The organism is Micromonospora sp. CPCC 205546 (assembly GCF_036902715.1).
Lineage (GTDB): Bacteria > Actinomycetota > Actinomycetes > Mycobacteriales > Micromonosporaceae > Micromonospora.
The window spans coordinates 52,068-78,583 of sequence record NZ_JBAKHL010000029.1; the positions used below are offsets into that span (position 1 = coordinate 52,068).

Sequence of the window (26,516 nt, forward strand, 5' to 3'; positions counted from 1 at the left end):
CCCGCCTCGAACAAGGGAGCCCCTTCCGTGACAACTGTCCTCGTGCCGGTCGCGCTCGACGTCCTGGTCCTGCGGGAACCCGGAGACGCGTCCGACTGGGCGCGCACGGCGCTGACCCGGCCGACCCCGCCGGCCAGCGGCCGGGTGCAGCAGGACGTGCTGCCCGAACCGTTCAGCACGCGGGAGACCGCCCGACCGCCCGGCGCGCACCTGCACTGGGGGCTGCCCGACGGGCTGACCCGCGGCATCGCCGACGACACCGGCGCCACCACGTTCCCGCCGGTGCCCGACCGGTGGCTGGTCGTGCGGATCTCCGGCCCGGCGACGCCCGGTCCGCGAGCGGTCGAGGCGTGGCTGCTGCCGTACGCGGGCGCGATCGACCCGGTGCGGGTGGACCGGGCGTTGACCGGCCCCACCCTGCCGACCCCCGGAGCAGCGCCGAAGTCCCCGCTGACCGCGCTCGGCCATGGCGACCTCGGCTGGGCCGGCTACTACGACAACGTGACCCACCGGTTCGCCCTGCACGACGAGCTGACCGGGGTGACCGGGCCGGTGGCGTACCTGGTGCTCGGCTGGTACACCGATCCCGCCCGCGACCCACTGCACGTGACCCAGGAGACGGAGTACGCCGAGCGGATGGAGGACCTCGGCTGGGAGGTCCACCCGCCGCGCCGCCCCGACCAGCCGGTGCCGGACCGGTCGGTCTACCACGCGGCGGCGGTGTCCATCGGATGGCCGCAGCCGAACTGGCCCGGCGACGGCGGCCTGCTCGGTCGGGAGAGCGACTACCGTCCGACGCCGGACACGGTGGCCGTGGCGCTGGGGGAGACCCTCGCCGAGGCCCTCGCGGCGGTCGCCGCCGAACCGGACGACCCCGCCGACGCCGCCCGCCTGGTCGAGGCGCTGCTGCAGGGCGCGTTGTCCGACGTGACCAGCGCCGACGGTCCCGCCCGGCTGGAGGCCTCCCTGCACCAGAGCCGGTTCGGCTCGGCCCCGGCGGCGGCGGGCAACGAGTACATCTGGCAGCCGGCGACCGGCTCGGGCGGCGCCGCCGGCGACGGGTCGTTCGTGCAGGTGGAACGGACCCGGCCACGGGTCTGGCACGCGCTGGAGCCGGCGCTGGTGGTGGCCGGCGGCGGGCGCAGTCCCAAGCACGGCGCGGACGGCCGCTACTCCAACCTGGGCAACCTGCTGTGCCGGGTGGACGGGCAGACCGTACGTGGCTTCGGCGTGGCCGGCGGCGACGCCGGTCGGGGTGCGGCGGTGCTGCCGGCCGACCCGCTCGCCGGGCTGCTGCCGCAGTACGGCGTGCCGGCGGTGGCCGCGGACCTGCTCGTAGAGCTGGCCAGCATCGACCCGGGATCGGCCCCCGACCTGGCGCTGGCCACCGACACCCAGCCGTCGCCGGTGGCCGCCGCGCGGGCCGCGTGGTGGGCGGTGTTCGACCCGGGCACGGGGGACCCGACGCAGCCGCCGGCCGGCGCCGTGGTCGACGGCCAGTTGCCCAGCCCGGTGGGGGTGACCCCGCCGAGCAGGCCGTGGAACCCGCTGCTGCTGGAGTGGTCGGCCACCTACCTGCCGTCCCCGCGCGGGGCGCACGACTGGCCGCTGGGCGAGGTCGACTTCGACCTGCCGGCCGCGGTGACCGAACCGGCGCCGGAGACGGGTCGCACGCTGCGCGGGCGGGTGATGCTGTCGGCGTCGACGGCGACGCTGCTCGACGGCACGATCGACCCGCAGGACGCCGAACGGGACCTGCTCTCCGGCGAACTCGTCGGGATCGCCGAGCAGCTGCGCCGCGACGCCACCGGCCTCGTGGTGGACGCGCCCAACGCCACCGACGCCGCGCAGCCGCCGCAGACTCCCCGCGCCGCGGACTTCGTGGCCCTGCGGGCCGGGTTCCTGCGGCTGGACCGGGCCCGCCTGGTCGACGGCTACGGCCGGTTCCTGGAGGTTCTCGGCCCGTCGGTGGCGACACCCGCGCCGGTGTCGCACGGGGTGACGCTCGCCGTGCCGGGCCACCCGGACCTGGCCGGCCTGCGACCGCGGTTTACCGCCCCGGCCCGGGTGCTGCTGCGCTTCGCCGACGCGCTCGGCGCGCCACGCGACGCGGACGCGGGCGTCAGCCCGGTGTGCGGGTACCTGGTGCCGTCGTCGGTGGACCGCACGCTGGAGTTCTTCGACGACAGGGGCAACGGCTACGGGCGGCTGCGTCCGGACCCGCAGACGGTGACCGCGTGGGAGGAGGACCCGGGTCGCCCGGCGACCCTGGGCGCGCCGCCCAGCCGGTTCCTGCCGAACCCGCTGCTGGCCCGGTTCGCCGACCGCATGTTGGCCGCCGACCACGCGCTGGCCACCGCCCGGGCGGGCGGAGACCCCGCCGGTGCGGCGCAGAGCGCGCTGGAGTCGCTGCTGCGGGTGCTGGACACGACCCGGTGGACGGTGGACGTGACCGGCCGGGCCGGTGACGAGCACCTGGCGCTGCTGCTCGGCCGGCCGGTCGCGGTGGTGCGGGCCTACCTGAAGGTGGAGGTGGAGGATCCGCGGCAGCCCCCGGAGAACGCGCGCACCGGCGTCCCGGTGCGGCTGGGCACGCTGTCGCGGTCGCAGGACGGGCTGCTGGCGTACTGCGTCGGTGACGACATGGACCGGCTGCACATCGTGGACCCGGCGGTGGCACTGCTCGCGCCGGGGCTCCCCGATGAGGGCGGGGCGGCCGCGCTGCCCGGCGCCGACCCGATCACCTCGCCGTACGTGGACACCTCCGGGGTGTTCACGGTCAACCCGGGGGTGCCGGTGCCGCTGACCCTGCTGATGGTGCCCGGCTCCGACGTGCACGTCACGGCGGGACTGGTGCCGCAGAAGTCGGTGGGGCTGCTGCGGGAGTGGACATCGTCGGCGCTGTCGCGGCTGTCGCCGGCCCTGCGCTACGGCCCGGTCCTGCACGACGTGGAGACGACCCGCCTACCGCTGCCGCAGGACGTGCGCGGTTCGTGGCACTGGCACCGGCGCGCCGAGCCGGGCACGTGGCGGACCGACGTGGTGGTGCCGAGCACCCCGGACGCGCTGCTGCCGAACGAGCCCTCGACGGCGAGCGAGGGCTGGCTGCAGGTGGCGCTGGCCGCCGACACCGAGTACCACGATGCGGCCGTGCCGGTGCGGGTGAGCTGCCTGCGCACCTCGGGTGGCACGACCGTCGCCGTCGGCGGGTACAACGGCGACGGCAGCCACTTCCTCATCCCGGTGCTGGAGGCGATCGAGCTGATGGGCAGCGGCCGGTTCGCGTTCTTCGTGCAGGAGCCCGGCACGCAGCGTACGGCCATCCGGGTGGTCCGGCCGAAGCGCGGCCGGCCCTACCTGCGCACGGTCGCCGACGACACGTCGCCGAACAACCTGGACAACCTCCCGGAGTGTGACCACGTCCGGTGAGGCGGCGCGGCGGTGTCGACGCTGGCGGGTCGGCCGGCGTCGACCGGCCGGCTGCCGCGGCGGACCCGCCACGCGACGTGGGCGTCCGTCGTGCCGGCCGGACCGGCGTGAGCCCCGATCCGGCGGGCGCGGCGGACCGGCCGGCCGGAGAGGCTCAGGCCACGGCCGTCGACTCCGCCGCAGGCTCGCCCGGCTGCCCGGGTACGGCCGCCGCCGGCACCCGCGGCAGCGTGAACACGAAGCGGGTGCCGTCGCGGTACGTCTCGTCCAGGCTCAACGTCCCGCCGTGGTACTCGACGACCTTCTTGCACACCGCCAGCCCGATGCCGGTGCCCGGGTACGTCCCCCGGGGATGCAGGCGCTGGAAGATGACGAAGATCTTCTCGGCGTACCGGGGCTCGATGCCGATGCCGTTGTCCTCGACGGCGAAGGACCAGCCCTGCGGGGTGTCCGCCACCGTCACCCGGATCAGCGGCGTCCGGTCGGGGCTGCGGAACTTGACGGCATTGCCCAGCAGGTTCTGCCAGAGCATGGTCAGCAGGGTCGGCTCGCCCCGCACGGTGGGCAGCGGGTCGCGGGTGATCGTCGCGCCGGACTCCTCGACCGCCCGGGACAGGTTCGCCTCGGCCCGCGCGAGCACCTCGGTCAGGTCGACGTCCCGCAGGTCGCCGTAGACCCGGCCGATCCGGGAGAAGGTGAGCAGGTCGCTGATCAGCTCCTGCATCCGGGTCGCCCCGTCGACGGCGAAGCCGATGTACTGCCGGGCCCGGTCGTCGAGCTGGTCGCCGTAGCGGCGCTCCAGCATCTGGCAGAACGACGCCACCTTGCGCAGCGGCTCCTGCAGGTCGTGCGACGCGACGTACGCGAACTGCTCCAGGTCCTCGTTGGAGCGGCGCAGCTCGGCCGCCTGCTGCTCCAGGGCGTCGCGGTCGTGCTGGCTGCGCTCCCACGCCTCCACCACCGTGCGGCGCATCGTCTCCACGTCGCTGGTCAGCCGCGCGATGTCGGCGGGACCGTCGGGCCGCAGCCGGTGCCGGAAGTCGCCGCCGGCGACCTGGCGCACCGAGGCGCCCAGCCGGTCCAGCGGCCGCAGCACCCTCGTGCGTACCAGCACGGAGCCGACGATCCCGCACAGCAGCAGGGCCGCCAGGATCACCACGAAGGTCAGGTCCCGCAGCGCCCGGGCGGCGTCGAGGTCGTCCCGGCCGGCGTCGCGGATCCCGTCCAGGCGACCGACCAGCCCGGTCAGCTCGGCGCGGACCGCCGCGAAGGTGTCCGCGTCCCCGGTCACCAGCGGCGCCAGCTCCTCCGGCGTCCTGCCGGCCTGCCGGGAGGCGAGCAGGCGCTCGGCGAACTCCGTGCGCCAGCGGTCGGCCAGCCGCTGCGCGCGGTCCAGGTCGGCCAACGCCTCCGGTTCACCGGCGAGCAGACCGCGCAGCCGGGACATGGTCGCGCGTTCGCTCTCGACGTCCTGCCGGTAGGAGTCGAGGAAACGCGGGTCGGCGGTGACGACGTGGCCGCGTACGGCCGCCGCCTGGGCGAGCAGGCCGCTGTCGAGCTGGCCGACCGCCGTACGGGCCGGGGCGACGCGGTCCGCGAGGTGGTTGGAGACCCCGGCGGTGTGCCGCAGCGCGGCGGCGCCGGCGCCGCCGCCGAGCAGGACCAGGGCGGTCATCGTCAGCAACAGGACGGTGAGCCACCGACGGGTCGTCATCGGCCGACGGGTCGCTGCATCGGGAGTCGCCTCGCTGCCCACGGCCTGCACCCTAGTCGAGTCGGCGGGTGGGAGCGCGGTGCGCTTGCCGGCGGGTGGTACCAGTGGCGTGTGTCCGTAACCGACCATGCCACCACCCGCCGGGACGTCCCGGACGTCCGGGGGCCGGAAGCAGCCGTTGCGCCGATGGCCGCGCCGGCTTCCGCGACCACAATGACGACCGGAGGCGGCCCCACCGTCCCCGCGACGGGGGAGGTGTGCGCGTGAGCGGCTGGCAGGTCTCCGGCTACCGCCCGGTGCGGCAGCTGGGCGCCGGGGCGTCCGGGCGGGTGGACCTCGCCGTGCACGACGCCACCGGCACCGCGGTCGCGATCAAGTACCTCACCGGCGTGATCGGCGACGATCCGGCGTTCCGCACCGCGTTCCGCGCGGAGGCGCGGCTGCTGGCCGGGATCGACGACCCGCACGTCTCCCGCCTCTACGAGTACGTCGAGTCGCCCGGTGGGGCGGCGATCGTCATGGAGCTGGTCAACGGCGTGTCGCTGCGGCAGATGCTGCGCGCGCACGGGCCGACGACACCCGAGTCGGCGCTCTGCGTCCTCAAGGGCTCGCTGGCCGGGCTCGCCGCGGCGCACGCCCGGGGCGTCGTGCACCGTGACTACAAGCCGGAGAACGTGCTGGTCACCGCCGAGGGCACCAGCAAGCTGGCCGACTTCGGCATCGCCATGCCGGTGGGCGAGAGCTCGGGGGCCAGCGTCACCGGCACTCCCCGCTACATGGCGCCCGAGCAGTGGACGGGCGCGCCGGCGAGCCCGGCCTGTGACATCTACGCGGCCACCGCCACCTTCTACGAGTGCCTCACCGGCCGGCCGCCCTTCGACGGGCGGGACCTGCCCACCCTGCGCCAGCAGCACGCCCGTGCGCCGATCCCCACCGACCCGGCCCCCGTGCCGGTGCACGACCTGCTGCGCCACGGCATGGCCAAGCAACCGGCCGAGCGACCGCAACCCGCCCAGGTCTTCCTGGCCCTGCTCGACCGGCTGGCCGCCGAGGCGTACGGCCGCCGGTGGGAGGAGCGCGGCCTGCGCGAGCTGGCCCGACGGGCAGCCCTGCTCGCCGCTCTCCTGCCGTTCCCGGACGGCACGGGCGGGGCCACCAGCCTGGCCAGCACCGCGTTCGACGAGGGGACGGGCCGGTGGACGTGGCTACGATCCGGCCGGGCCCGCGCGGCGCTGGCCGGCGGCGGGCTGGCGGCGGCCCTGCTGCTCGGTGGCGTCGGGCTCAGCTACACCGGCCGCGAGGAGCCGTCGCCCACCGCCGCGACGGCCGCGCCCGGGGCGCCGCTCGCCCCGACGGGCGTGCCGTCCGCGCCGGCCACCCCGACGTCCGGGGCGACGCCGACGCCGACGCCGCCGGCCACGGCCACGGCCCCGACCACGACGGCACCGGACGACACGGGCGCCCCGGCGACGTCCGCCCCTGCCCCTGTCCCCGCCCCACCGACCCCGTCGGTCAGCGTCAGCGCCGCGCCGGTGGACACCGTCGCGCCCTCCGTCGGCCGGGTGACGGCCAGCCCGAGCGAACTCGACCCCCGGGGCTGCCCGTACGGACCCACGTCCAGCACGGTGTCCGCGCTCGTCGCCGACGACCGTTCGGCCGCCGGGGAGCTGAGGGTGAGCCTGCGGTACACGGTGGACGGCCGTACCACCGAGGTGCCCATGACGTCGGGTGCGCGCGGGGTGTTCCGGGGCGTCGTGGGCGACCTGCCCCGGCCGGCGGACAGCACCCGGATCCCGGTCCGGGTCGTCGCCGTGGACGAGGCCGGCAACACCTCGGCCCAGGGCTCGCCGGTGTACGTGACGCTGCATTCCTACTGCACGCCGGGCTGAGCCCGGACGCTTCGATGCCCACCACGACGACGGAGGACGGGCCGCCGTGACCCAGCCGAACGACCCCACCGAGGCGCTGCCCATCCCACGACGGACGCAGGACGCCGCCGAAACCGCCCGCCTCGACGTCCACCGACCGCAGCCGCCGGCCGAGCCGACCGCGCACCTGCCCTCGGGGGACGCGACCGTGCATCTGGCGGCGGGGGAGCCGACGGCACGCCTGATCCGGCAGGAGGCCAACGCGGCCCCGGGTGAGGCGACCGCGCACCTGGCCCACGGCGAGCCGACGATGCCGCAGCGCGCCCTCGGCGGGGCGACCGGGACGTGGCCGGCGGCCCGTCCCGCACCCCGGGAGCAGACCGTCGGGAGCGCCACGGGGGCCGGGCACGGGATCGGGACCGGGCGTGCCACCGGGCCCGGTCCGGGGACGCTCTTCGGCGGGCCCACCGGGGCCGCCGCCCCGTCCGGCGGGGAGATGCGGTTCGGGCCGGGCGTGCCGACGACCCCGCCACCGGCGCCCGCCTGGCCGACGCCACCGCGGCGGCGCCGGTCGGCGTGGCGGACGGTGACCTCGGTGCTGTCCGCCCTGCTGACCGTCGTGCTGCTCGCCGCCGTCGGCCTCTACCTCTGGCAGCGGATCAGCCCGCTGGAGGTGACCGGGGTGTCGGTGGCTGTTCCGCAGCCGGCCGGCGACCGGTGCGACGCCACCGTCGACGTGGTCGCGACCGTGTCGACCAACGGTCGGGCGGGGAAGATCCGCTACCAGTGGCTGCGCACCGGCAGCGCGCCCGGCAGCCTGCTGACCGAGCGGGTCGGCCGGGGCCAGCGCACCGTCGCGCTGACGCTGCGCTGGACGTTCAGCGGCGTGGGCACCACGACCGAGACGGCCACGGTCAACATCACCTCACCGGCTCCGGTGCAGGCCCAGACCCCGGTGTCCTACGACTGCAGGCGCAGCTGAGCGGGTGTTTCCCCGGTCGCGGCCGGGGGTAGGTCGGGCCGGACGAACCCGGATGCCGTGTGGAGGACTACCGATGAGAGACAACTTCGGCGACGCGGTGGGGGACGCCCTCCGGTCGGTGATGCTGTTCCTGCCCAAGGCCGTCGCCTTCGTGGCGATCCTGGTGGCCGGTTGGCTGATCGCCAAGGCCGTGCTGAAGATCGTGGACAAGGTGCTGGAGCGGGTGGGCTTCGACCGTGCCGTGGAGCGCGGCGGGATCCGTCGGGCCCTGGCCCGTTCCCGGTACGACGCCAGCGACATCGTCGCCAAGTTCGCCTACTACGGGGTGCTGCTGGTGACCCTCCAGCTCGCCTTCGGCATCTGGGGTCCCAACCCGATCTCCGACCTGATCGCGGGCGTGATCGCCTGGCTGCCCCGCGCCTTCGTCGCGATCGTCATCGTCGTGGTCGCCGCGGCCATCGCCAACGCGGTGAAGGACATCATCAGCGGCGCCCTGGGCGGGCTGTCGTACGGCCGGCTCCTGGCCACCGTCGCCTCCGTCTTCATCCTCGGCCTGGGCGTCATCGCCGCGCTCAACCAGATCGGCGTGGCCACCGCGGTCACCACCCCGGTGCTGATCGCGGTGCTGGCCACCGTCGGCGGCATCCTCGTCGTCGGGGTGGGCGGCGGGCTGGTCCGTCCCATGCAGAGCCGCTGGGAGTCGTGGCTGAGCCGGGCCGAGCAGGAGTCGCGACTGATCGCCACGCACGCGCGCGCCTACCAGGCCGGACGCCGCGACAGCGAGGCGCACCTCGCCGCGGCGGCCACCGACGGCGACCCGGACGACACCCAGGTGGTGTCCGGCCCGCGGGTCGTCGGGGACCCCGACGCCACGCAGGTGGTCTCCGGCCCCCGCCTCGACGCCGACCCGACGGTGCCCGTGCCGCGGCAGGGCGACCCGGACGCCACCCAGGTCACCTCGCCCGGCGGCGCCGTGTCCCGGCCGGCGGGTGAGGACAGCGAGGCCACCATGGTCATCCCGCCGCTCGACGGCGAGCAGCGCCGCCGCTGACCGCGCGCCGACGCCGGGGTGGGATCCGCTGCGGACCCCACCCCGGCGTCGTGTGTCCGGCTGAGGGCGTGACCGTCCGGGCCGGCGCGACTACCATCGCCGACATGACATGGCGATGTTGATGCACTGCTAGGGGCCACTGCCGTGGGCCGCCGCGGTCGCCGTACGTCCGGCGTCCGTTTCGTCCCCACAGGAAGGTCCCATGACTGTCCACCCTCCGCGCGTGTCCGACGCGCGCGTCCGCCGGCTGGCGGCCACCCTCTACGGGTACGCGTTCCTCAGCGAACTCGTCCTGCTCTACCCGCTGTACGCGCTGCTGTTCAGCGACACCGGCCTGTCGGTGTGGCAGATCTCGTCGCTGTTCGTGATCTGGTCGGCCGCCAGCATCCTGCTGGAGGTGCCCTCCGGCGCGTTCGCCGACGCGGTGTCCCGGCGGCTGCTGCTCGCCCTCGCGCCGGTGGTCACCGCCGCCGGCTTCGCCCTCTGGGCGCTCGTGCCCTCGTACCCGGCCTTCGCCGTCGGGTTCGTGCTCTGGGGCGCCGGTGGGGCGCTCGCCTCGGGCGCGCTGGAGGCGCTGGTCTTCACCGAACTCGCCCGGCTCGGCGCCGCCGGCCGCTACGCCCGCGTCATCGGCCGGGCGAAGACGGCCGAGACGTTCGGCGTGCTCGCCTCGATCCTGCTGGCCGGTCCCGCGTTCGCCGTCGGCGGCTACCCGGCCGTGGGCGCGGCCAGCGTGCTCGCCTGCCTGCTCGCCGCCGCCGTGGCCACCCGCCTGCCGGAACACCGCCGGAGCGCGACCGTCGTCGCCGCGACCCCGGGTGACGACGCGGCCGTGGCCGCCGGCGCCGCGGCCCCCGCCGCGAATGCCGTCCCCGCCGTCCCCGCCGTCCCCGCCGACGCCGCCGACGCCGGCGCCACCGCCGACGCGGTCGCCGGGGCGCCGGAGAGCGGCGGGCACGACGACGGGGCGGACGACGAGGGGGAGCTCGGCTGGTGGGCGAGCCTGCGCGCCGGGCTGGCCGAGGTCCGCGCCGACCGGGCCGTGCGCGCCGCGGTGCTGCTGGTCGCGGTCGTCGCGGCGGTCTGGGGCGCCCTGGACGAGTACACCCCGCTGCTGGCCCGCGACACCGGCGTGGGCGAGGCGACGGTGCCGCTGCTGCTCCTGCTCACCTGGGTCGGGGTGGCCGTGGGGGGTCTGCTGGCGCCGGCGGGGGAGCGGCTGACCGCCCGGGGGTACGCCGGCCTGCTGGCCCTGTCCGCCCTGGCCCTGGCCGCCGGGGCGCTGCTCGCCCGGCCGGTCGGCTTCGCGCTGGTCGCGGCCGCGTTCTGCGGTTTCCAGCTCGCCACCGTGCTCGCCGACGCACGGTTGCAGACCAGGATCACCGGACGCGGCCGGGCCACCGTCACCTCGCTGGCCGGGATGGCCACCGACGTGACGGTCATCGCGGTCTACGCCGGGTACGGCCTGCTCGCCACCGGAGCCGGCAACGGGGTCGCGTTCGCGGTGGCCTCGGTGCCGTACCTGATCGTGGCGCTGCTCCTGGCGACCCGCGTCGGCCGGTGGGTCCGTCACCGGCCGGAGCGGGCGAGCGCCGGGCACGCCCGCTGAGCGGCCCCGGCGGCGGTCCCCGCGACCGCCGCCGGGGCCGTCGCCCCGTCGACCGGCCCGACGCGACGGCGGACCCCGACGGCCGTCGGCGCACGGGGAACTCGTCGGCGGCGAGGCCGCGCGCGGCTCGCGATCAGGCGCCGGCAGTCTCGCCGGTCTGCTCCCAGATCGAGCTCATCTCGTCGAAGGCCTGCTCCATGAGCTGCACCATGGCCCGCCGGGCGCGCTCGCCGTCGCGGCGCTGGATGGCCTGGGCCACCTCGGCGTGCAGCTGGAGGGCCTGCTCGTGCGGGTGGTGCGGCATCAGGTGGTGCTGGTGCCGGCCGGTGAGCACCTCGGCGATCAGATCCTGCAACCGGACGAACATCTCGTTGCCGGAGGCGACCAGGATCCGGCGGTGGAATTCTATGTCGAGCTGGAGGAAGCGCTCCTCGTCGCCGGCCTTGCCGGCGGCCCACATCTTCGCCGCGAGCCCGACCAGGTCGCTCGCCTCGTCGTGGCCGACCCGGCCGGCGGCCAGCCAGGCGGCGTGCGGCTCGATGGCGGTACGCAGCTCGGTGATCGAGCGGAGCTGGACGATGCGCCCGGCCGAGGCGAGCCGCCAGCGGATCACCTGCGGATCGAAGACGTTCCAGTCCTCCGCCGGGCGGATCATGACCCCGACGCGGCGGCGGGTCTCGATGAAACCGATCGAGGCGAGCACCCGCAGCACCTCGCGTACGACCGAGCGGGACACGGCGTAGCGGTCGACCAGCTCGTCGATGTTGAGCACCGACCCGGGCGCCAGTTCGCCGTCGCAGATGGCCGTGCCGAGGCGGTCGAGGACGCGTGCGTGCAGGCCAGCCTCGACAGGGGCGAGCTGGGCGGCCACAGCCCCCGGGGAGGTCGATTTCACGCGTCGGAGCATATCAGTCAGGCCTACCCCTTGTATAAATCTGCTTTTTCGGCCTAGCATCCCGATGTTAAGCGGATGTAAACCGCGAGGTGGCGGCCCACCCGACGGGGCGGCGGCCACGGCCACGGCATAAGGAGAGATGGACGTGAGACGTCGATCAGTTATCGGGACTTCCCTGGCGATGGTCGTCGCCCTCGGCCTGTCCGCCTGCGGTGGCGGCGGGGACGACGCCGGCGGCTCGAACACCGTCCGGGTGACGCTGGTGAACCACGTCTGGACGGAGAACATCAAGAAGGCGCTGCCGGAGTTCGAGAAGCAGTCGGGCCTGAAGGTGGAGGTCACCCAGCTCGGTGAGGACCAGCTCTCCGACCAGTACAACGTCAAGCTCAACGCCGGGTCCACCGACCTGGACGTGATGATGTACCGGCCGCTGCAGGAGGGGAAGCTGTTCGCCAAGAACAAGTACCTCGCCGACCTGACCGAGAAGAGCAAGTCGGACAGCGCGTTCGAGGTCGCCGACTTCCAGTCCGGACCGGTGCAGGCGACCACGTACGAGGACAAGGTGGTCGGCGTGCCGATCATCACCGAGCAGGAGGTCCTCTACTACCGCAAGGACCTGCTGGAGAAGTCCGGCTTCACCGCCCCGCCCAAGACCCTCGACGAGCTCAAGGCGCAGGCGGCGAAGGTCGAGGCGGACAACCCGGGCGTGGCGGGCTTCGTGTCGCGTACCGGCAAGGCCGCGGCCGTCACCCAGTTCTCCAGCTTCCTCTACAGCTTCGGCGGCGACTTCGTCGACGCCAACGGCAAGGCCGCGGTGAACTCCGAGCAGGCCAAGCAGGCGTACGCCTACTACGGCGGGCTGCTGCGTGAGCACGGCCCGGAGAACATCAGCACCGACATGAGCTGGTCCGAGGCGATGGCGATCTTCACCCAGGGCAAGGCGGCCTTCTACACCGAGGCCAACTCGCTCTACAAGAACGCCACCGACCCGGCCAAGTCGAAGGTCTCCGACACCGTCGGGTTCGCGGCCTTCCCGGCCGGCCCGGCGGGCTCGAAGCCGTACAACATCCCGTCCTGGGCGCTCGGCGTGAACGAGGCGTCCAAGAACCAGGACAACGCCTGGAAGTTCATCCAGTGGGCGGCCGGCAAGGAGCAGGCGCTGGCGCAGCAGAAGGCCGGCGTGCCCAGCGCCCGTACCTCCGTCTGGGAGAACCCGGAGGGCTCGGCGACCTACCCGAAGGACCTCGCCGAGGCCACCACGGTCAGCACCGCCAACGGTGTGGGCCACGACCGTCCGCTGGTGGAGAAGGTCGCCCAGGCGCGGGAGATCGTCGGTCAGCCGATCGTCGACGCGATCACCGGCAAGGACCCGGCCGCCTCGGCGGACGCGGCCAACGAGGCGTTCCAGAAGTTCCTCGACGACGAGGCGAAGTAGCCCGAACCGCGGGTGGCGGAGCCGACCGGCTCCGCCACCCCGCGTCGGGACGCTGGCCCTGACACACCCCGGAGACCCCATGTCAGCCGTCACCACACCAGTCAAGAGATCGTCCGAGGCGCGTCCGCCGTCCCCGCAGACCTCGGCCTGGTCGCGCTGGGCCAACGAGCACCGCAAGTGGCTCTTCGCGGCACCGGCGATGCTGTTCGTCGCCGTGCTGATCGTCTTCCCGGTGGCGTGGACCGGATACCTGAGCCTGACCGACGCCGAGGGCTCCGTCCGGGCCGAGAGCGAGTTCATCGGCTTCCAGAACTACCTCGAGGTGCTCGGCGACACCGACCGGTTCTGGCCGGCCGTGTGGCGCACCGCGCTCTTCACCGGCGTCGTGCTCTTCTTCGAGGTCGTCATCGGCATGGCGATCGCCCTGCTGCTGTGGCGGCCGTTCCGCGGTGAGAAGTGGGTCCGGGTCGCGATCCTCCTGCCGCTGGTGGCCACCCCGGTCGCGGTCGGCATGATGTGGCGGCTGATCTTCGACCCCAACATCGGGATGGCGAACCAGGTGCTCGGCTGGGTCGGGATCGGCCCCCAGCCCTGGCTGGCTGGCCAGAACTCCGCCCTGCCCACGACGATGTTCATCGACATCTGGCAGTGGACGCCGATGGTCGTGCTGATCCTGCTCGCCGGCCTGACGTCGCTGTCCGACGAGCCGCAGGAGGCGGCGCTGATCGACGGCGCCAGCACCTGGCAGCGGTTCCGACACGTCACCCTGCCGCTGCTGATGCCCACCGTGATCGTCGCGATCCTGCTGCGCGGCATCGACGCCCTGAAGACGTTCGACATCCTCTACGCCACCAAGGGGCGCGGCGGCGGGTCCTTCCACGAGGTGGAGACCCTGAACGTGTACGCCTACGGGCTCAGCTTCGACTACAACGACTACGGCGTCTCATCGACCGTCCTCATCATCTTCTTCCTGATCATCATCGGGGTGATGTGGGCCCTGACCTACCGCAAGAAGGGGCTGGACCGATGAAGCTGCGCAGGCCGTACAAGATCTTCCGGACGACGGCCCTCGTCCTCGTCGTGCTGTCGCTGCTCGCGCCGCTGGTCTGGATGGTCGCCGCGTCGTTGAAGACGAACGTCGACATCTACGACACCGACAAGGCGTTCGTCTTCTCCCCGACGCTGGACAACTACTCCAACGTGCTCCAGCAGGCCAACTACATCCAGTTCATCGGCAACAGCCTCTGGGTGGCGCTCGCCGCCACCGTGCTGTCGCTGCTGCTCGGGGTGCCCGCCGCGTACTCGATGAGCCGCTTCAACATGAAGAAGTCCGCGCTCGTCGTGCTCATGGCGCGGGTCATCCCCGGCGTCTCGCTGCTGGTGCCCTGGTACTACGTCTTCTCGAACCTGCAGATGGTCGGCGGGTTCACCGTGCTGATCCTCAGCCACATGTTCGTGTCGCTGCCGCTGATCGTCTACATCATGATGGGCTACTTCGACGGCCTGCCGACCGAGCTCGAGGAGGCGGCGCTCGTCGACGGGCTGACGCACATCGGCGCGTTCCGGCGGATCACCCTGCCGCTGTCGGTGCCCGGCATCGCCACCGCCGGCATCCTGTCGTTCATCTTCTCCTGGAACAACTTCATGTTCGCCCTGGTGCTCTCCGGGGCCGACACCAAGACGCTCCCGGTGGCGATCTTCGACTTCGTCGGCTACGCCAGCATCGACTGGGGCGGCCTGATGGCGGCGGCCACCGTGGTCACCCTGCCGATCATGCTGATCGCCCTGTTCGTGCAGAAGTACGTCGTCTCCGGCCTCACCGCCGGCGCCACGAAGGGCTGAGGACACCATGACCACGATCGAACGGGTGGAGACCTTCCTCGTCGCCCCGCGTTGGCTGTTCGTCCGGGTCGAGACGTCCAGCGGCGTCGTCGGCTGGGGCGAGGCGACCTGCGAGGGCCGGTCGGAGACGGTCCGCACCGCCGTCGAGCAGCTCGCCGAGCTGCTCGTCGGCCGGGACGCGCTGCGCATCGAGGACCACTGGCAGGTCATGACCAAGGGCTCGTTCTACCGGGGCGGGCCGATCCTGGCCAGCGCCGTCGCCGGCCTCGACCAGGCGCTGTGGGACGTCGCCGGCAAGCACTTCGGCGCGCCGGTGCACCAGCTGCTCGGCGGCCCGGTGCGCGACCGGATCCGGGTCTACGGCTGGGTCGGCGGCGACGAGCCCGGCGAGGTGCGCGACCAGATCGCCGCCGCCGTCGCCACCGGCCTCACCGCGGTGAAGATGAACGCCTCCGGCCGGATGAGCGCCGTGGCGTCCGTCGCCGAGATCGACGCCGTGGTGGCGCGGGTGGCCGCCGCCCGCGAGGTGCTCGGCGACGAGCGCGACGTGGCGGTCGACTTCCACGGCCGGTTCACCCTCGCCAGCGCCCGCCGGGTCGCCCCGCTGCTGGAGCCGTACCGGCCGTTCTTCCTGGAGGAGCCGGTGGTGCCGGAGAACTCGCACCTCATCGGCGAGTTCGTCCGCTGCACCACCACGCCGGTGTCCACAGGGGAGCGGCTCTACAACCGGCAGGAGTTCCTGCCGGTGCTCCAGGCCGGCATCGCGGTGGCCCAGCCGGACCTCTCGCACGCCGGCGGCATCACCGAGGTCCGCAAGATCGCCGCGTTGGCCGAGGTGTACGACGTGCAGCTCGCCCCGCACTGCCCGCTCGGGCCGATCGCGCTCGCCGCCTGCCTCCAGGTCGGCTTCGCCACGCCCAACTACCTGATCCAGGAACAGAGCATCGGCATCCACTACAACCTCGGCGCCGAGGTGCTCGACTACTGCCTCGACAAGACCCCGCTGACGTTCGTCGACGGCTACGTCGAGCGCCTCACGGCGCCCGGCCTCGGCATCGAGATCGACGAAGACGCCGTACGGGCGGCGGACAAGCGCGGACACGCGTGGCGCAGCCCCACGTGGCGGCACCGCGACGGCTCCTACGCGGAATGGTGATCACATGACCGTCGACCTCACCGCCGAACTCGGCGCCGCCCGCATGCTCGCGATCATCCGCGGCACCGACACCGACGCCGCGATCGCCGCCGGCACCGCGCTGCTCCAGGAGGGCGTACGCGTCGTCGAGGTAGCCCTCACCACGCCGGACGCCCTGGGGGCGATCGAGGCGCTGCGCGCGGCGGCCCCCGCCGGGGCGCTGGTCGGGGCCGGCACGGTGCTCACCACCGCCGACGTCGCCGACGTCGCCGCCGCAGGCGCGCAGTTCGTGGTGACGCCCGCCGTGGTCGAGTCGATCGCCGAGGCGGCCCGGCGCGGCCTGCCCGTCGCCGCCGGGGCGCTCACCCCGACGGAGGCGTACACGGCGGTGCGGATGGGGGCCGCGGCGGTCAAGCTCTTCCCGGCGTCGGTCGGCGGCCCCGCGTACCTCAGGGCGGTGCGCGACCCCTTCCCGGACATCCCGTTCGTCGCCGTCGGCGGCGTCGGCGCCGAGGACGTACCCGGCTACCTGCGGGCCGGCGCGATCGCGGTCGGCCTCGGCGGCCCCCTGGTCGGCGACGCCGCCTCCGGCGGCGACCTGGACGCGCTGCGGCAGCGGGCGCGCACCTATCTCGCCGCCGTGCGGGAGCCGGCCGCGTCATGACCGCACCGGACCTGCTCACCGTCGGCGAGGCCCTGGTGTCGCTGCGCTCGACCGGCCCGCTCGCCGCCGGGGGGCCGCTGACCATGCACCTCGCCGGCGCCGAGTCCAACGTGGCCGTCGCGGTGGCCCGGCTCGGCCACCGCGCCGCCTGGGTCGGCCGCCTCGGCGCCGACGAGTTCGGCGAGTACGTGCTGCGGCAGCTGCGCGCCGAGGGCGTCGCCGTCGACGGCGTCATCCGCGACCCGGACCGGCCGACCGGCCTGATGTTCCTGGAGCGGCGCACCGCCGACCTGACCCGGGTGCAGTACCACCGGGCCGGCTCGGCCGGCTCCGCCCTCGACGTCGACGACCTGCGGGCGCCGCTGGCCGCCGGCGCGCGGACGCTGCACCTGAGCGGGATCACCCCGGCGCTGTCCGACACCGCCCGCGCGGCCACCCGCTGGGCGGCCGAGGCCGCCGTCGCCGCCGGCGTACCGGTCTGCCTCGACGTCAACCACCGCGAGCGCCTCTGGTCCCGCGACACCGCCCGGGAGGTGCTCACCCCGCTGGCCGGGTACGCCTCGACCGTCGTCGCCTCCGCCGACGAGCTGGACCTCGTCGGCGAGGCCGGGGCCGACGAGTCCACCGTCGTGGCGGACCTGCTGCGTCGCGGCGTGGACACGGTCCTGGTCAAGCTGGGCGCCGACGGCGCCCGCGCGTACACCCGCGACGGGCTCGAGCGCGTGGGAGCGCTGGACGTGACCGCCGTCGACGCCGTCGGCGCCGGGGACGCGTTCACCGCCGGCTACCTGTCCGGCTGCTTCGACGGGCTCGACCTGGCCGGCCGGCTGCGCCGCGCGGCCACCCTCGGCGCCTTCGCGGTCTCCAGTCCCGGCGACTGGGAAGGGCTGCCACGCCGCGCCGAACTGTCCCTCCTCGACGGCCACGAGGCCGGAGACGTCCTCCGCTAGCCGCCCGAGCACCCCGTAGGAAGAAAGGCACCCCGTGAAGATCGTCGCAGCCGACGTCATCGTCTCCAGCCCCGACCGCAACTTCGTCACTCTGAAGATCACCACGGAGGACGGCGTCACCGGCCTGGGCGACGGCACCCTCAACGGACGCGAACTCTCGGTCGCCTCGTACCTGCGCGACCACGTCGTGCCGCTGCTGCTCGGCCGTGACGCGCACCGCATCGAGGACGCCTGGCAGTTCCTCTACCGCTCGGCGTACTGGCGTCGCGGGCCCGTCACCATGGCCGCGATCGCGGCGGTCGACGTGGCCCTGTGGGACATCAAGGCCAAGGCCGCCGGCATGCCGCTGTACCAGCTGCTGGGCGGTGCGTCGCGCACCGGCGTCATGGCGTACGGCCACGCCTCCGGCCGGGACCTGCCGGAGCTGTTCGACTCGATCCGTCGGCACCTCGAGCAGGGCTACCGCTCCATCCGCGTGCAGACCTCGGTGCCGGGCATCAACGCCGTGTACGGGGTCGCCACCCAGCCCAGCGCCGACGGCAAGCGCTACGACTACGAGCCGGCGCAGCGCACCCCGCTGCCGGCCGAGGAGGACTGGGACACCCGCTCCTACCTGCGTCACCTGCCCGCCGTGTTCGAGGCGGTCCGCGGCGAGTTCGGCCCGGAGCTGCCGCTGCTGCACGACGGCCACCACCGGATGACGCCGATCCAGGCCGCGAAGCTCGGCAAGGCGCTGGAGCCGTACGACCTGTTCTGGCTGGAGGACTGCACCCCGGCGGAGAACCAGGAGGCGCTGCGGCTGGTCCGCCAGCACACCACCACGCCGCTGGCGATCGGCGAGGTCTTCAACACCGTCTGGGACTACCAGACGCTCATCCGCGAGCAGCTCATCGACTACGTCCGCTCCGCCGTCACCCACACCGGCGGCATCACGGCCATGCGCAAGCTGCTCGACTTCGCCGCCCAGTACCAGATCAAGTCCGGCATCCACGGGCCGACCGACATCTCGCCCGTCGGCATGGCCGCCGCCCTGCACCTGGACCTGGCCATCCACAACTTCGGCATCCAGGAGTACATGCCGCACGGGGCGCTCACCAACGAGGTGTTCCGGCAGTCGTTCACCTTCGCCGACGGCTACCTGCACCCCGGCGAGCAGCCCGGGCTCGGCGTCGAGCTGGACGAGGAGGCCGCCGCGAAGTTCCCGTACGTGCCTGCGTACCTGCCGTTCAACCGGCTCCAGGACGGCACCGTCCATGACTGGTGAGCGTCGCCCGGGCGGCACGCCCCCGACGCGGCACGTGGTCGTGATGGGGGTGTCCGGGGCCGGCAAGACGACCGTGGCCCGGGGCATCGCCGCCCGTACCGGACTGGCCTTCGCCGAGGCCGACGAGTTCCACCCGCCGGCCAACGTGGCGAGCATGCGGGCCGGTGTGCCGCTGGACGACGTCGCCCGCCTGCCCTGGCTGCGCGACCTCGCCGGGTGGATGGCCGCCCGCGCCGCCGACGGCGTGTCCACGGTGCTGGCCTGTTCGGCGCTGAAGCGCTCCTACCGCGACACGCTGCGCCAGGGACCGCCGAGCGTCGAGTTCGTCCACCTGGACGGGGCGCCCGGGGTGATCCGGGAGCGGATGGCCCGCCGCGCCGGGCACTACATGCCGCCGAGCCTGCTGGCGTCGCAGCTGGCCACCCTGGAACAGCCCCATCCGGACGAGTCCGTGCTGGTGCTCGACGTGGCGCTGACGCCGGACGAACTGGTCTCGGCGGCGGTCGACCGGCTCGGCCTGGCGACCGGCGTCGCCGCGACCGGCTGACCGCGTCCCGGTCGCGGCGCCCTCGCACCGCGACCGGGCAGCCGGTCCCGGCGCGAGCGCCGGTCGCCGTCAGTCGGTTCCGACGGCTGGCCGGTCGCCGTCAGTCGGGCGACCCGTCGAGGTAGACCCAGCGGCCCGCCTCGCGGACGAACCGGCTGCGCTCGGTCTGCGTGCCCGGCTGGCCGCCGGCGCGGTGGTGGGCCCGGAACTCGACGGTGCCGGTGGCGTCGAACAGCCCGCCCCGGTCGGTGCCGACGATCTCCAGGCCCGTCCAGCGCTGGCCCGGGTCGAGGTCGAGCCGGCGCGGCCGGGTCGAGGAGTGCCAGCTGCGCAGCAGGTACGCGGTGTCGCCGACGGCGAAGGCGCTGTAGCGCGAGCGCATCAGCGCCTCGGCGGTCGCCGCGTCCGCCTCGCCCCGGTGCAGCCGCCCGCAGCAGTCCGCGTACGGCTGGCCGGAGCCGCAGGGGCAGGGCCGGTCCGGGTCGTCGGCCGCCCGCCGGCGGGGTCGCTTCGCCACCGGCCCATTCTGGCCGACGGCCCGCCGTCGCCGGCGTCCGGATCCCGGTCGGGCGGCCAGCCCCCGCGTGGGCGCGTCACGTCCCGGTCGCCGGCTTGTACGCGCGGACCAGTTCCCAGCCGCCGGGCAGCACCGCCACCCGTTCGAAGCCGACCTCCTTGAGCAGGCCGGTGTAGAAGTCGACCTCCCGCAGCCGGCTCACGCAGGTGTCGACCCCGATGAGGAAGTAGCTCCAGAAGAACTGCATCGCCAGCCGGTCCGGGGTGCGGAACTCCTCGCAGATCAGCAGCATCCCGCCCGGCTCCAGGGCCGCGTACGCCTTCTCCACCAGCCGGCGGGCGACGTCGTTCGGCCAGTCGTGCAGCACCCGGACGAACGCCATGGCGTCGTAGCCCGGCGGCAGCGGCTCGGCGAGGAAGTCCCCGCCGACGAAGCCGAGCCGGTCGACGTGCCCCCGCCGGGCCCGGGTGGCCGCCACCAGCGGCGCCACGGCGGGCAGGTTGTACACGTCGGCCCACAGCCCCGGGGCGTCGTCGAGGACGTGCGCGGCGAGCGTGCCGTCCCCGCCGCCGACGTCCAGCAGCCGCGTGCGGTCCGACCACAGCCGGTCGGCGTTGCGGTGTACCGCCTCGATCACCGGTCCGAGACCGACGGCCATGCTGCGCTCGAAGTCGGCGGTCTGCTCGTCGGTCCTCGGCGGCCAGGCGAAGTCGTCGTCGCCCATGCTGACCTCGCCGCGCAGGCTCTCGCCCAGCCGGCCGTGCAGCCGCCGCCAGGGGTAGCGGTCCCGGTCCCGCTCGACGGCGTCCGGGCCGACCACCGCCGCCACGGCGTCGCGCAGGCCGGGCGCCGCCCGGTACGTGGCCGAGGCGATGTCGTCGCCCGGTTCGCTGCGCGCGACGAAGCCGAGGCTCTCCAGGCAGTCGAGGAACTTGTAGAGCCGCAGGGGCCGCACGTCGAAGCGCTCGGCGAGGTCGCCGAGGCTGACCGGCCCCGGCTCGAGGGCGTCGAGCAGGCCCATGCCGAGTGCGGTCTCCAGGACGTCCATGGCCTTGGGCCCGTTGGCGAGCAGGCTCATCAGCGCCCGTGGTGACAGGGTGACGTTCACCGGTCCAGCTCCTCTTCCAGCGCGTCCATGAACGCGTCGATCTCCTCGAGGGTGTTGTAGACGTGCGGGCCGACGCGCAGGTAGCCCCGCCAGCTGCAGACCATGTCCCGCGCGGCCAGTCGCCGCTTGACCGCCTCGCCGTCGGCGACGTCGAGGCAGACCACGCCGCCGCGCCGGTGCGGCTCGACCGGGCTGACCACGGCGATGCCGGCCGCCGCCGCCCGCTCGAGGACCCGGGACGTGCAGGCGAGCGAGTGCCGCCGGATCGCGGCGGCGCCCACCCCCGCCAGCAGGTCCAGCCCGACCTGGGAGACGAGCGAGGTGAGGGGGTACGGCGTCCCGCCGGCGAAGCGCCGGGCGCCGGGCGCCCAGCCCGTCGACGGCTGGAAGGTCAGCGCCCGGTCGCCGGCCTGCCAGCCGGTCGCCGCCGGTTCCAGCCGGGCCGCCAGGTCCGGGCGGACGTACAGGAAGGCGGTGCCGACCCCGCACAGCCACTTGTGCGCGCCGCCGAGGACGACGTCGACGCCGAGCGCCGTCACGTCCAGCGGCACGACGCCGACGGTCTGGAAGGCGTCGACGACCACCAGGGCGCCGACGTCGTGGGCGCGGCGCACCAGTCGGGGCAGGTCGATGGTGGCGCCGGAGGAGAAGCTGGCGTGCGGGACGCACACGAGCAGCGTCCGCTCGTCGATGCGCGCCTCGAGGGCGTCCTCGTCGAAGTGCGGGCCGCCCGACCCGACGACGTCGAGGCGCGCGCCGTAGCGGCGGAACGCGGTGAAGATGAACGGCACGGTCGGGTACTCCAGGTCGGTGGTGACGACCCGGTTGCGCGGGGCGCGGTAGTCGAAGCAGGACGCGACCCGGACGAGCAGGGTACTCAGGTTCGCGTCGGTGACCACGCTGCCCGGTGGCGCGCCGATCAGGGCGGCGATCGAGTCGGCGTACCGGTCGAGGCCGACGTGCCAGTCCTGCCAGACGTCGTCACGCCAGCCGCGCAGCGTCTCCCAGTAGCCGGTGAGCACGTGCTCCGCGCCCCTCGGCACAGCCCCGGTGGAGTTGTTGTTCAGGTACACGCACGTGTCGAGCAGCGGGAACTCGGCGCGCAGGGCGGCCTGGGCGCCGGCGTCGAGGCAGCCGGGCGTGTCGGGTGCCGGTTCGGGCGACATCATCCGGGGCTGCCTCCGCTCGGTGCGGTCCCTGAGGAGGGACCCGGGTCGGGGGTGACGGAGCCGAAGACCGGGATGGAGCGCACGGCGGCCAGGTAGGGCGTGCCCTCGGTGTAGCCGGTGCCGGGGCGCGGACCGAGCATCCGGGTGGCCAGCCGGTGGTGGGTACGCCGCCACTGCAGCACGGCCGCCGCGAACGCGCCCATGGCCCGGGCCACCAGGTCGACGTCCGCGCCGGTGAGCAGGCCCGCGCGCACCGCCGCCCGGAACGCCTCGTCGACCGACGGCTGCCCGGCGTGCACCCGGTCGCGTACCTCCGGCACCTGCTGGTAGGCGGGCGACTCCAGCCGCGCCGCCTCCGGGGTGCGGCACAGCGACTCCACCAGCTTGTAGGAGCGGGACTGGATGGCGCTGGCCCCCTCGGTGTACTGACGGAAGGTCCGGAACGCCGCCGGCTGCATGGTGGCCAGCAGCGAGAACAGCGGCCCGGCGGCGGTGAGGAGCTGACAGCCGTACGCCAGCCGGTCGGCCGCCGGCCGGGCGTGACCGGCGTGCAGGGCGGGGATCGTGGCCCGCAGTTCGTCGACGAGTCCCGCGAAGAGGCACTCGTACGCCTGGAGCACCCGGATGAACAGATACTCGTCGTGCGAGACGTAGACCGGCAGCATGCTCAGCCACAGCGCCGGCTCGCCGGCCGGGGCGCGGTCGGCGGCGAGGCCGCGCAGCACGGCCGCCGGCTCCGGGTGGTGGGCCGCCCCGGCCAGGCCCAGGCGGGCGAGGGCGGGGGCCGCGGCCCGTACGCCGAGCCGGTGACGCTTGGCCACCACCTCCCGGCCCGGCCGGTCCTCGGGCAGCAGGTCGGTGGCCCCGGACGCGGCGGCCGCCTCGAACGCCAGCGCGTCGGCGACCAGACGGACGAACAGCCGGTCGCGGTCGCGGCGGGCGCGGTCGGGGTGTGCGGCCGGCCCGCCTGCGCGCACCGCGTTCGCGCTGCCCGGCCGGTCGTCCGCGTCGCGGGGCTCGTCCTGCGCGCTGCCCGGCCGGTCGTCCGGTCCGTCGTCCACCCCGCAGGGCAGCCGGAGCACGCGCAGCGCCAGGTAGCTGCGGTAGTCGTAGCGGCCGTCCCACTTGTCGAGCGCGACGTCGAGGAAGTCGCGCAGCAGCCGCACGGCGGGCGTCGGCGGGCCGGGGGCCGGAGCGGTCACCTGGGCCCGGACGTGGTCCAGCAGCGCCAGGAATTCCTTTTCGACGAAGTGCTTGCCGACCCGGTGGAACTCGGCCAGCACGGGAGAATAGGGAAATTCGTCCGCCTCGGCGGCACCCGACAACCAACTCGTCAGTTCACGCACGAACCGCACCTCGACATTCGGCTCGTGTCAACCGTGGACGGGGAGACAATTGACAAATTGAGGGGTGGGTGGGGATTGCGGCGGCCGCTCGGCACGGGAACGGTCGCTTTCACCCGTGCAGGGTCTTCACGCGGGCCTGCCACAGTTCCGGGAAGAACCGGTGCCCGATGAGCTTGGCCAGCACCGTCGCCTCGGCGCCGTCGGGGGCGTGGCCGCCGACGCGCAGGGCGGCCTGGTAGTGCCGCACCCGCCACAGCGACACCCGCTCGTCCCACTCCATCATGGCCTCGGCGAGCAGGTGGTCCGGGTCCGTCGGGTCCGCGAGGCGCAGCTCCGACAGTGCGGTTCCGCGCTGCGCGAGGTGGTCGGTGAACGCGCGTCCGAGCTGTCGGCTCGCGGCCTGGACCCGCCGCCAGCCCGGCGACTCGGCGCCGGAACCCTTGCCCAGCGCGGGCTGCATGGCCTCGAAGGCGGTCGGGGACAGGTGTCGGAACATCTCCAGCTGGTCGGTGACCAGCCGGACCCCGAGGGTCGCCCGGGTCAGCAGCGGCTCGGCCGCCGCGGGCTCGCCGGTGCGGATCCGGGCGACCGCCTCGGTCAGCTCCGCCGCCGCGAGCTTCAACCACAGCTCGGTGGACTGGTGCACCACCTGGAAGAGCAACTCGTCGCGGTGGATCATCTCCGCCGGGCTCCGTTGCAGGTCGAGCAGCGCGTCGGTGCGCATGTAGCGCGCGTAGTCCGTGGCGCCGTCGCCAGGAAGGACGGGTGAGTGGTCCCGCTTCACGGAATTGTCCCCTTCGGTCGGCGTCGCTGCGTCGGCAACCGGGGGCCGACAGCGCGTGCGGCGGCCATTATGCAACGACAGAAGGCAATGTGTCACGCCTTCGTCGCGGGCCGTGTCCGACTCCGGAAAGGGAGGTTTCCGCCATTTTCTGCGATCTATAAAGGCGGCGGAATAGCATATAGATCAACATGGGTCAATAGCGCTGGGCGGCCGTGTCTCACCAGGGCGACGGTGGCGGCGGCGGCACGACCGGCGGGCGGTCGTCGCAGGTGATGGTGTTCGGCAGCAGCCACGGGGCCAGCCAGCCGCCGTCGTTGCCGCCGAGATCGGTCAGGGTGAACTCCGAGCCGGTCGCCGGGAAGTTGAACGACCCGCAGTTGTTGACACCCACGGCACCGACGTTGCGGGCGTCGACGTTGTGCAACGTCGCCGAGCCCGCCGCGCGGGCGCTCAGCACCGAGGTCCCCGTGCCGTCGACCCGGATGTCCCGGAACCGGACGCCGGTGATCGAGTGCAGGTCCTTCACCGGCCAGTCGCTGACCAGCATGATGGCGTTGTACGCGCTGTCGAGGTAGCTGTCCCCGATCACGTCGACGGTCGCGTCGATGTCCCGGTCGAGCGCGTAGAACCAGATGGCCCCCAGCCCGATCTTCCAGTTCAGCTCGTACGTGCCGGCGCGGGCGGTGGTGTTGCCGGTGATGAGCAGCCGCCCGGTGAAGGGCTGCGCGCCGAAGCGGGAGCCGACCTGGATCGCGCTGCCCTCGCGCACCGGATCGGCGACCAGGTTGTGCGACACGGTGAGGTCGGTGCCGCCGTAGAGGGCGATGCCGTTGGCCAGCACCGGCGACTGCACGGTGTTGTGGTCGAACGTGTTGCGGGCGTTGCCCACCTTCTCCGACCACATGGCGAGCCCGTCGTCGCCGGTGTTACGCACGAAGGTGTGCGCGACCACCGAGTCGGTGACGCCGGTGTGGAAGTTGAGCCCGTCCGCGATCTGGTCGACGATGATCGTGTTGGTGATCCGTACGTTGGTCATCGGCCCGTCGAACCAGATGCCCACCTTCGTGTGGCGCAGGTGCAGGCCGTCGATGGTGGAGTCGCTCATCGCGCCGCCGATGGCGTTGACCTGGTCGGTGTCGATGCGCTCGCGCACGTCGCCCTCGATGGCGAAGCCCGAGAGGTGCACGTTGCGGCTGCCGCCCTCGGCGGCGCTCCTGCCGTAGAAGCCCACGCCGGTGTGCACCGAGCCGTCCGGCGCGGGGGTGGGCAGCGCCACCTCGCGTCCCTTGACGACCGTGTACCAGTTGCCGGCGCCCTCGATGGTCACGTCGTCGACGATGATGTGCCGGTTGACCTGGTAGGTGCCCGGCGGCAGGTAGACCGGCAGGTCCGCCCGGCGGGCGAAGGCGATGGCCCGCTCAAGGGCGGGGGCGGAGTCGCGGCGGCCGGTCGGGTCGGCGCCGAACGCCAGGACGTTCGCGGCGCGCAGCCGCACACGCGGTGGGCCGACGAGTTCGGAGTCGAGCAGGTCGATGACCGTCCACGCGGCGTTGCTGCCGGCCGGGGCGGTGAGCCGGATCCGGTCGCCCGCCCGGTACGTGCGGCCGAGCAGCAGCCGCTGCTCGTCGTAGAAGTGGCTGGGGCGGAACGGGGTGGGGATGCTCGGGTACGGCGTGGTGGCCGCCGGCACGCACGAGCACTCGGTGATCCACCAGTCCGGGTGCAGCAGCCCGGCGGTCGGGTCGTTGGAGAACGGGTACTGGTTGTAGAGCCAGGCGTACTGCGAGGTGAGGGTCATCGTGCGGACCCGCCGGTCGTTGACCGCCACGTCCAGCGGGGCGGTGATGCCGCCGCCCCGTGGGGCGTCGGGGATGCTGTAGCGCACGGTGATCGCGTTGGCCGCCCGCGGCAGGACGAACTCGACGTACCGGCCGGGGGTCAGCCGGACCGCGCGGCGGCCGGAGGCCTCGGCCGGCAGCGTGTAGGCGGAACGGTCGGGCCCGATGACCTCGCCGTCGGTTCTCGCGTTCTCCGCCTCCTGCTCGACGAAGCCGACGTCGGCGCCGCGCCCCGCCACCAGTCGCGGGTCGAGGCCGGCCCTGGTCACGACGGGCCCGGCACCGGCGGGCGGGGTGGCGGTGGCCGGGCCCGGCGCCCCGGCCAGCACGCCGAGGGCGGTCGCGAGCGCGACGGCCGCGGCGGCCGCC

General features: G+C 74.0%; 21 protein-coding genes. 13 read left to right on the forward strand and 8 right to left on the reverse strand.

Annotation, left to right across the window (positions count from 1 at the left end):
- The first annotated feature begins 27 nt into the window (after nt 1-27).
- On the forward strand, nt 28-3,429 hold the full coding sequence (locus V6U77_RS16015) for a DUF3892 domain-containing protein (protein WP_334607126.1): 3,402 nt from the start codon (nt 28-30) through the stop codon (nt 3,427-3,429).
- Nucleotides 3,430-3,583: 154 nt separating this feature from the next.
- Here the strand turns inward: V6U77_RS16015 and V6U77_RS16020 are convergent, their stop codons facing one another.
- Nucleotides 3,584-5,143: a sensor histidine kinase gene (locus tag V6U77_RS16020; RefSeq protein ID WP_334607127.1), complete on the reverse strand. Its 1,560-nt coding sequence runs from the start codon at nt 5,141-5,143 to the stop codon at nt 3,584-3,586.
- A 263-nt stretch (nt 5,144-5,406) separates the two neighbouring features.
- Here V6U77_RS16020 and V6U77_RS16025 point away from each other — a divergent pair, with 263 nt between their 5' ends.
- From V6U77_RS16025 to V6U77_RS16040, 4 genes are all read left to right on the forward strand, one after another.
- Nucleotides 5,407-7,032 carry a serine/threonine-protein kinase gene (locus V6U77_RS16025; protein WP_334607128.1) on the forward strand — a complete coding sequence of 542 codons (1,626 nt, stop codon included), beginning with the start codon at nt 5,407-5,409 and terminating at the stop codon, nt 7,030-7,032.
- Nucleotides 7,033-7,078: 46 nt separating this feature from the next.
- A complete protein-coding gene (locus V6U77_RS16030; protein WP_334607129.1) occupies nt 7,079-7,993 on the forward strand; it encodes a hypothetical protein in 915 nt (304 codons plus the stop codon).
- A 73-nt stretch (nt 7,994-8,066) separates the two neighbouring features.
- Nucleotides 8,067-9,044 (forward strand): mechanosensitive ion channel family protein, encoded by a 978-nt coding sequence (locus V6U77_RS16035; protein WP_334607130.1) that lies wholly within the window; start codon nt 8,067-8,069, stop codon nt 9,042-9,044.
- Nucleotides 9,045-9,246: 202 nt separating this feature from the next.
- Nucleotides 9,247-10,653 (forward strand): MFS transporter, encoded by a 1,407-nt coding sequence (locus tag V6U77_RS16040; protein ID WP_442934439.1) that lies wholly within the window; start codon nt 9,247-9,249, stop codon nt 10,651-10,653.
- Nucleotides 10,654-10,786: 133 nt separating this feature from the next.
- Here V6U77_RS16040 and V6U77_RS16045 read toward each other — a convergent pair whose 3' ends face one another.
- Nucleotides 10,787-11,548 carry a FadR/GntR family transcriptional regulator gene (locus V6U77_RS16045; RefSeq protein WP_334607132.1) on the reverse strand — a complete coding sequence of 254 codons (762 nt, stop codon included), beginning with the start codon at nt 11,546-11,548 and terminating at the stop codon, nt 10,787-10,789.
- 145 nt (nt 11,549-11,693) lie between these two features.
- Between V6U77_RS16045 and V6U77_RS16050 the strand changes: the two genes are divergently transcribed.
- From V6U77_RS16050 to V6U77_RS16085, 8 genes are all read left to right on the forward strand, one after another.
- Nucleotides 11,694-12,983 carry an ABC transporter substrate-binding protein gene (locus V6U77_RS16050; RefSeq protein WP_334607133.1) on the forward strand — a complete coding sequence of 430 codons (1,290 nt, stop codon included), beginning with the start codon at nt 11,694-11,696 and terminating at the stop codon, nt 12,981-12,983.
- 79 nt (nt 12,984-13,062) lie between these two features.
- Entirely contained in the window at nt 13,063-14,013 is a 951-nt protein-coding gene (locus V6U77_RS16055; protein WP_334607134.1) for a carbohydrate ABC transporter permease, read from the forward strand.
- Nucleotides 14,010-14,825, forward strand: a complete 816-nt coding sequence (locus V6U77_RS16060; RefSeq protein WP_334607135.1) for a carbohydrate ABC transporter permease — start codon at nt 14,010-14,012, stop codon at nt 14,823-14,825. Before V6U77_RS16055 ends, V6U77_RS16060 begins: the two co-directional genes overlap by 4 nt.
- Before the next feature lie 7 nt (nt 14,826-14,832).
- Nucleotides 14,833-15,981, forward strand: coding sequence for a galactonate dehydratase (gene dgoD, locus V6U77_RS16065; protein ID WP_334607136.1), 1,149 nt, complete (start codon nt 14,833-14,835; stop codon nt 15,979-15,981).
- Nucleotides 15,982-15,985: 4 nt separating this feature from the next.
- Nucleotides 15,986-16,624 (forward strand): bifunctional 4-hydroxy-2-oxoglutarate aldolase/2-dehydro-3-deoxy-phosphogluconate aldolase, encoded by a 639-nt coding sequence (locus V6U77_RS16070; protein WP_334607137.1) that lies wholly within the window; start codon nt 15,986-15,988, stop codon nt 16,622-16,624.
- A complete protein-coding gene (locus V6U77_RS16075) occupies nt 16,621-17,574 on the forward strand; it encodes a sugar kinase (RefSeq protein ID WP_334607138.1) in 954 nt (317 codons plus the stop codon). The genes V6U77_RS16070 and V6U77_RS16075 overlap by 4 nt, the downstream gene beginning before the upstream one ends.
- 34 nt (nt 17,575-17,608) lie before the next feature.
- Complete coding sequence (manD, locus tag V6U77_RS16080; protein WP_334607139.1) at nt 17,609-18,838, forward strand: D-mannonate dehydratase ManD; 1,230 nt, start codon at nt 17,609-17,611, stop codon at nt 18,836-18,838.
- On the forward strand, nt 18,828-19,385 hold the full coding sequence (locus V6U77_RS16085; protein ID WP_334607140.1) for a gluconokinase: 558 nt from the start codon (nt 18,828-18,830) through the stop codon (nt 19,383-19,385). Before manD ends, V6U77_RS16085 begins: the two co-directional genes overlap by 11 nt.
- Before the next feature lie 100 nt (nt 19,386-19,485).
- Here the strand turns inward: V6U77_RS16085 and V6U77_RS16090 are convergent, their stop codons facing one another.
- The 6 genes from V6U77_RS16090 to V6U77_RS16115 all read right to left on the reverse strand — a co-directional run bounded on the left by V6U77_RS16090 (nt 19,486) and on the right by V6U77_RS16115 (nt 26,476).
- A complete protein-coding gene (locus V6U77_RS16090) occupies nt 19,486-19,902 on the reverse strand; it encodes a YchJ family protein (protein WP_334607141.1) in 417 nt (138 codons plus the stop codon).
- A 76-nt stretch (nt 19,903-19,978) separates the two neighbouring features.
- Nucleotides 19,979-21,010 carry a methyltransferase gene (locus V6U77_RS16095; RefSeq protein WP_334607142.1) on the reverse strand — a complete coding sequence of 344 codons (1,032 nt, stop codon included), beginning with the start codon at nt 21,008-21,010 and terminating at the stop codon, nt 19,979-19,981.
- Nucleotides 21,007-22,179, reverse strand: coding sequence for an aminotransferase class V-fold PLP-dependent enzyme (locus V6U77_RS16100; RefSeq protein ID WP_334607143.1), 1,173 nt, complete (start codon nt 22,177-22,179; stop codon nt 21,007-21,009). The genes V6U77_RS16095 and V6U77_RS16100 overlap by 4 nt, the downstream gene beginning before the upstream one ends.
- Nucleotides 22,176-23,534 carry a tryptophan 2,3-dioxygenase family protein gene (locus V6U77_RS16105; protein WP_334607144.1) on the reverse strand — a complete coding sequence of 453 codons (1,359 nt, stop codon included), beginning with the start codon at nt 23,532-23,534 and terminating at the stop codon, nt 22,176-22,178. The genes V6U77_RS16100 and V6U77_RS16105 overlap by 4 nt, the downstream gene beginning before the upstream one ends.
- A gap of 100 nt (nt 23,535-23,634) precedes the next feature.
- Nucleotides 23,635-24,309: a tryptophan 2,3-dioxygenase family protein gene (locus V6U77_RS16110; RefSeq protein ID WP_334607145.1), complete on the reverse strand. Its 675-nt coding sequence runs from the start codon at nt 24,307-24,309 to the stop codon at nt 23,635-23,637.
- A 217-nt stretch (nt 24,310-24,526) separates the two neighbouring features.
- Nucleotides 24,527-26,476 (reverse strand): glycosyl hydrolase family 28-related protein, encoded by a 1,950-nt coding sequence (locus V6U77_RS16115; RefSeq protein ID WP_442934440.1) that lies wholly within the window; start codon nt 26,474-26,476, stop codon nt 24,527-24,529.
- Nucleotides 26,477-26,516 lie beyond the last annotated feature (40 nt).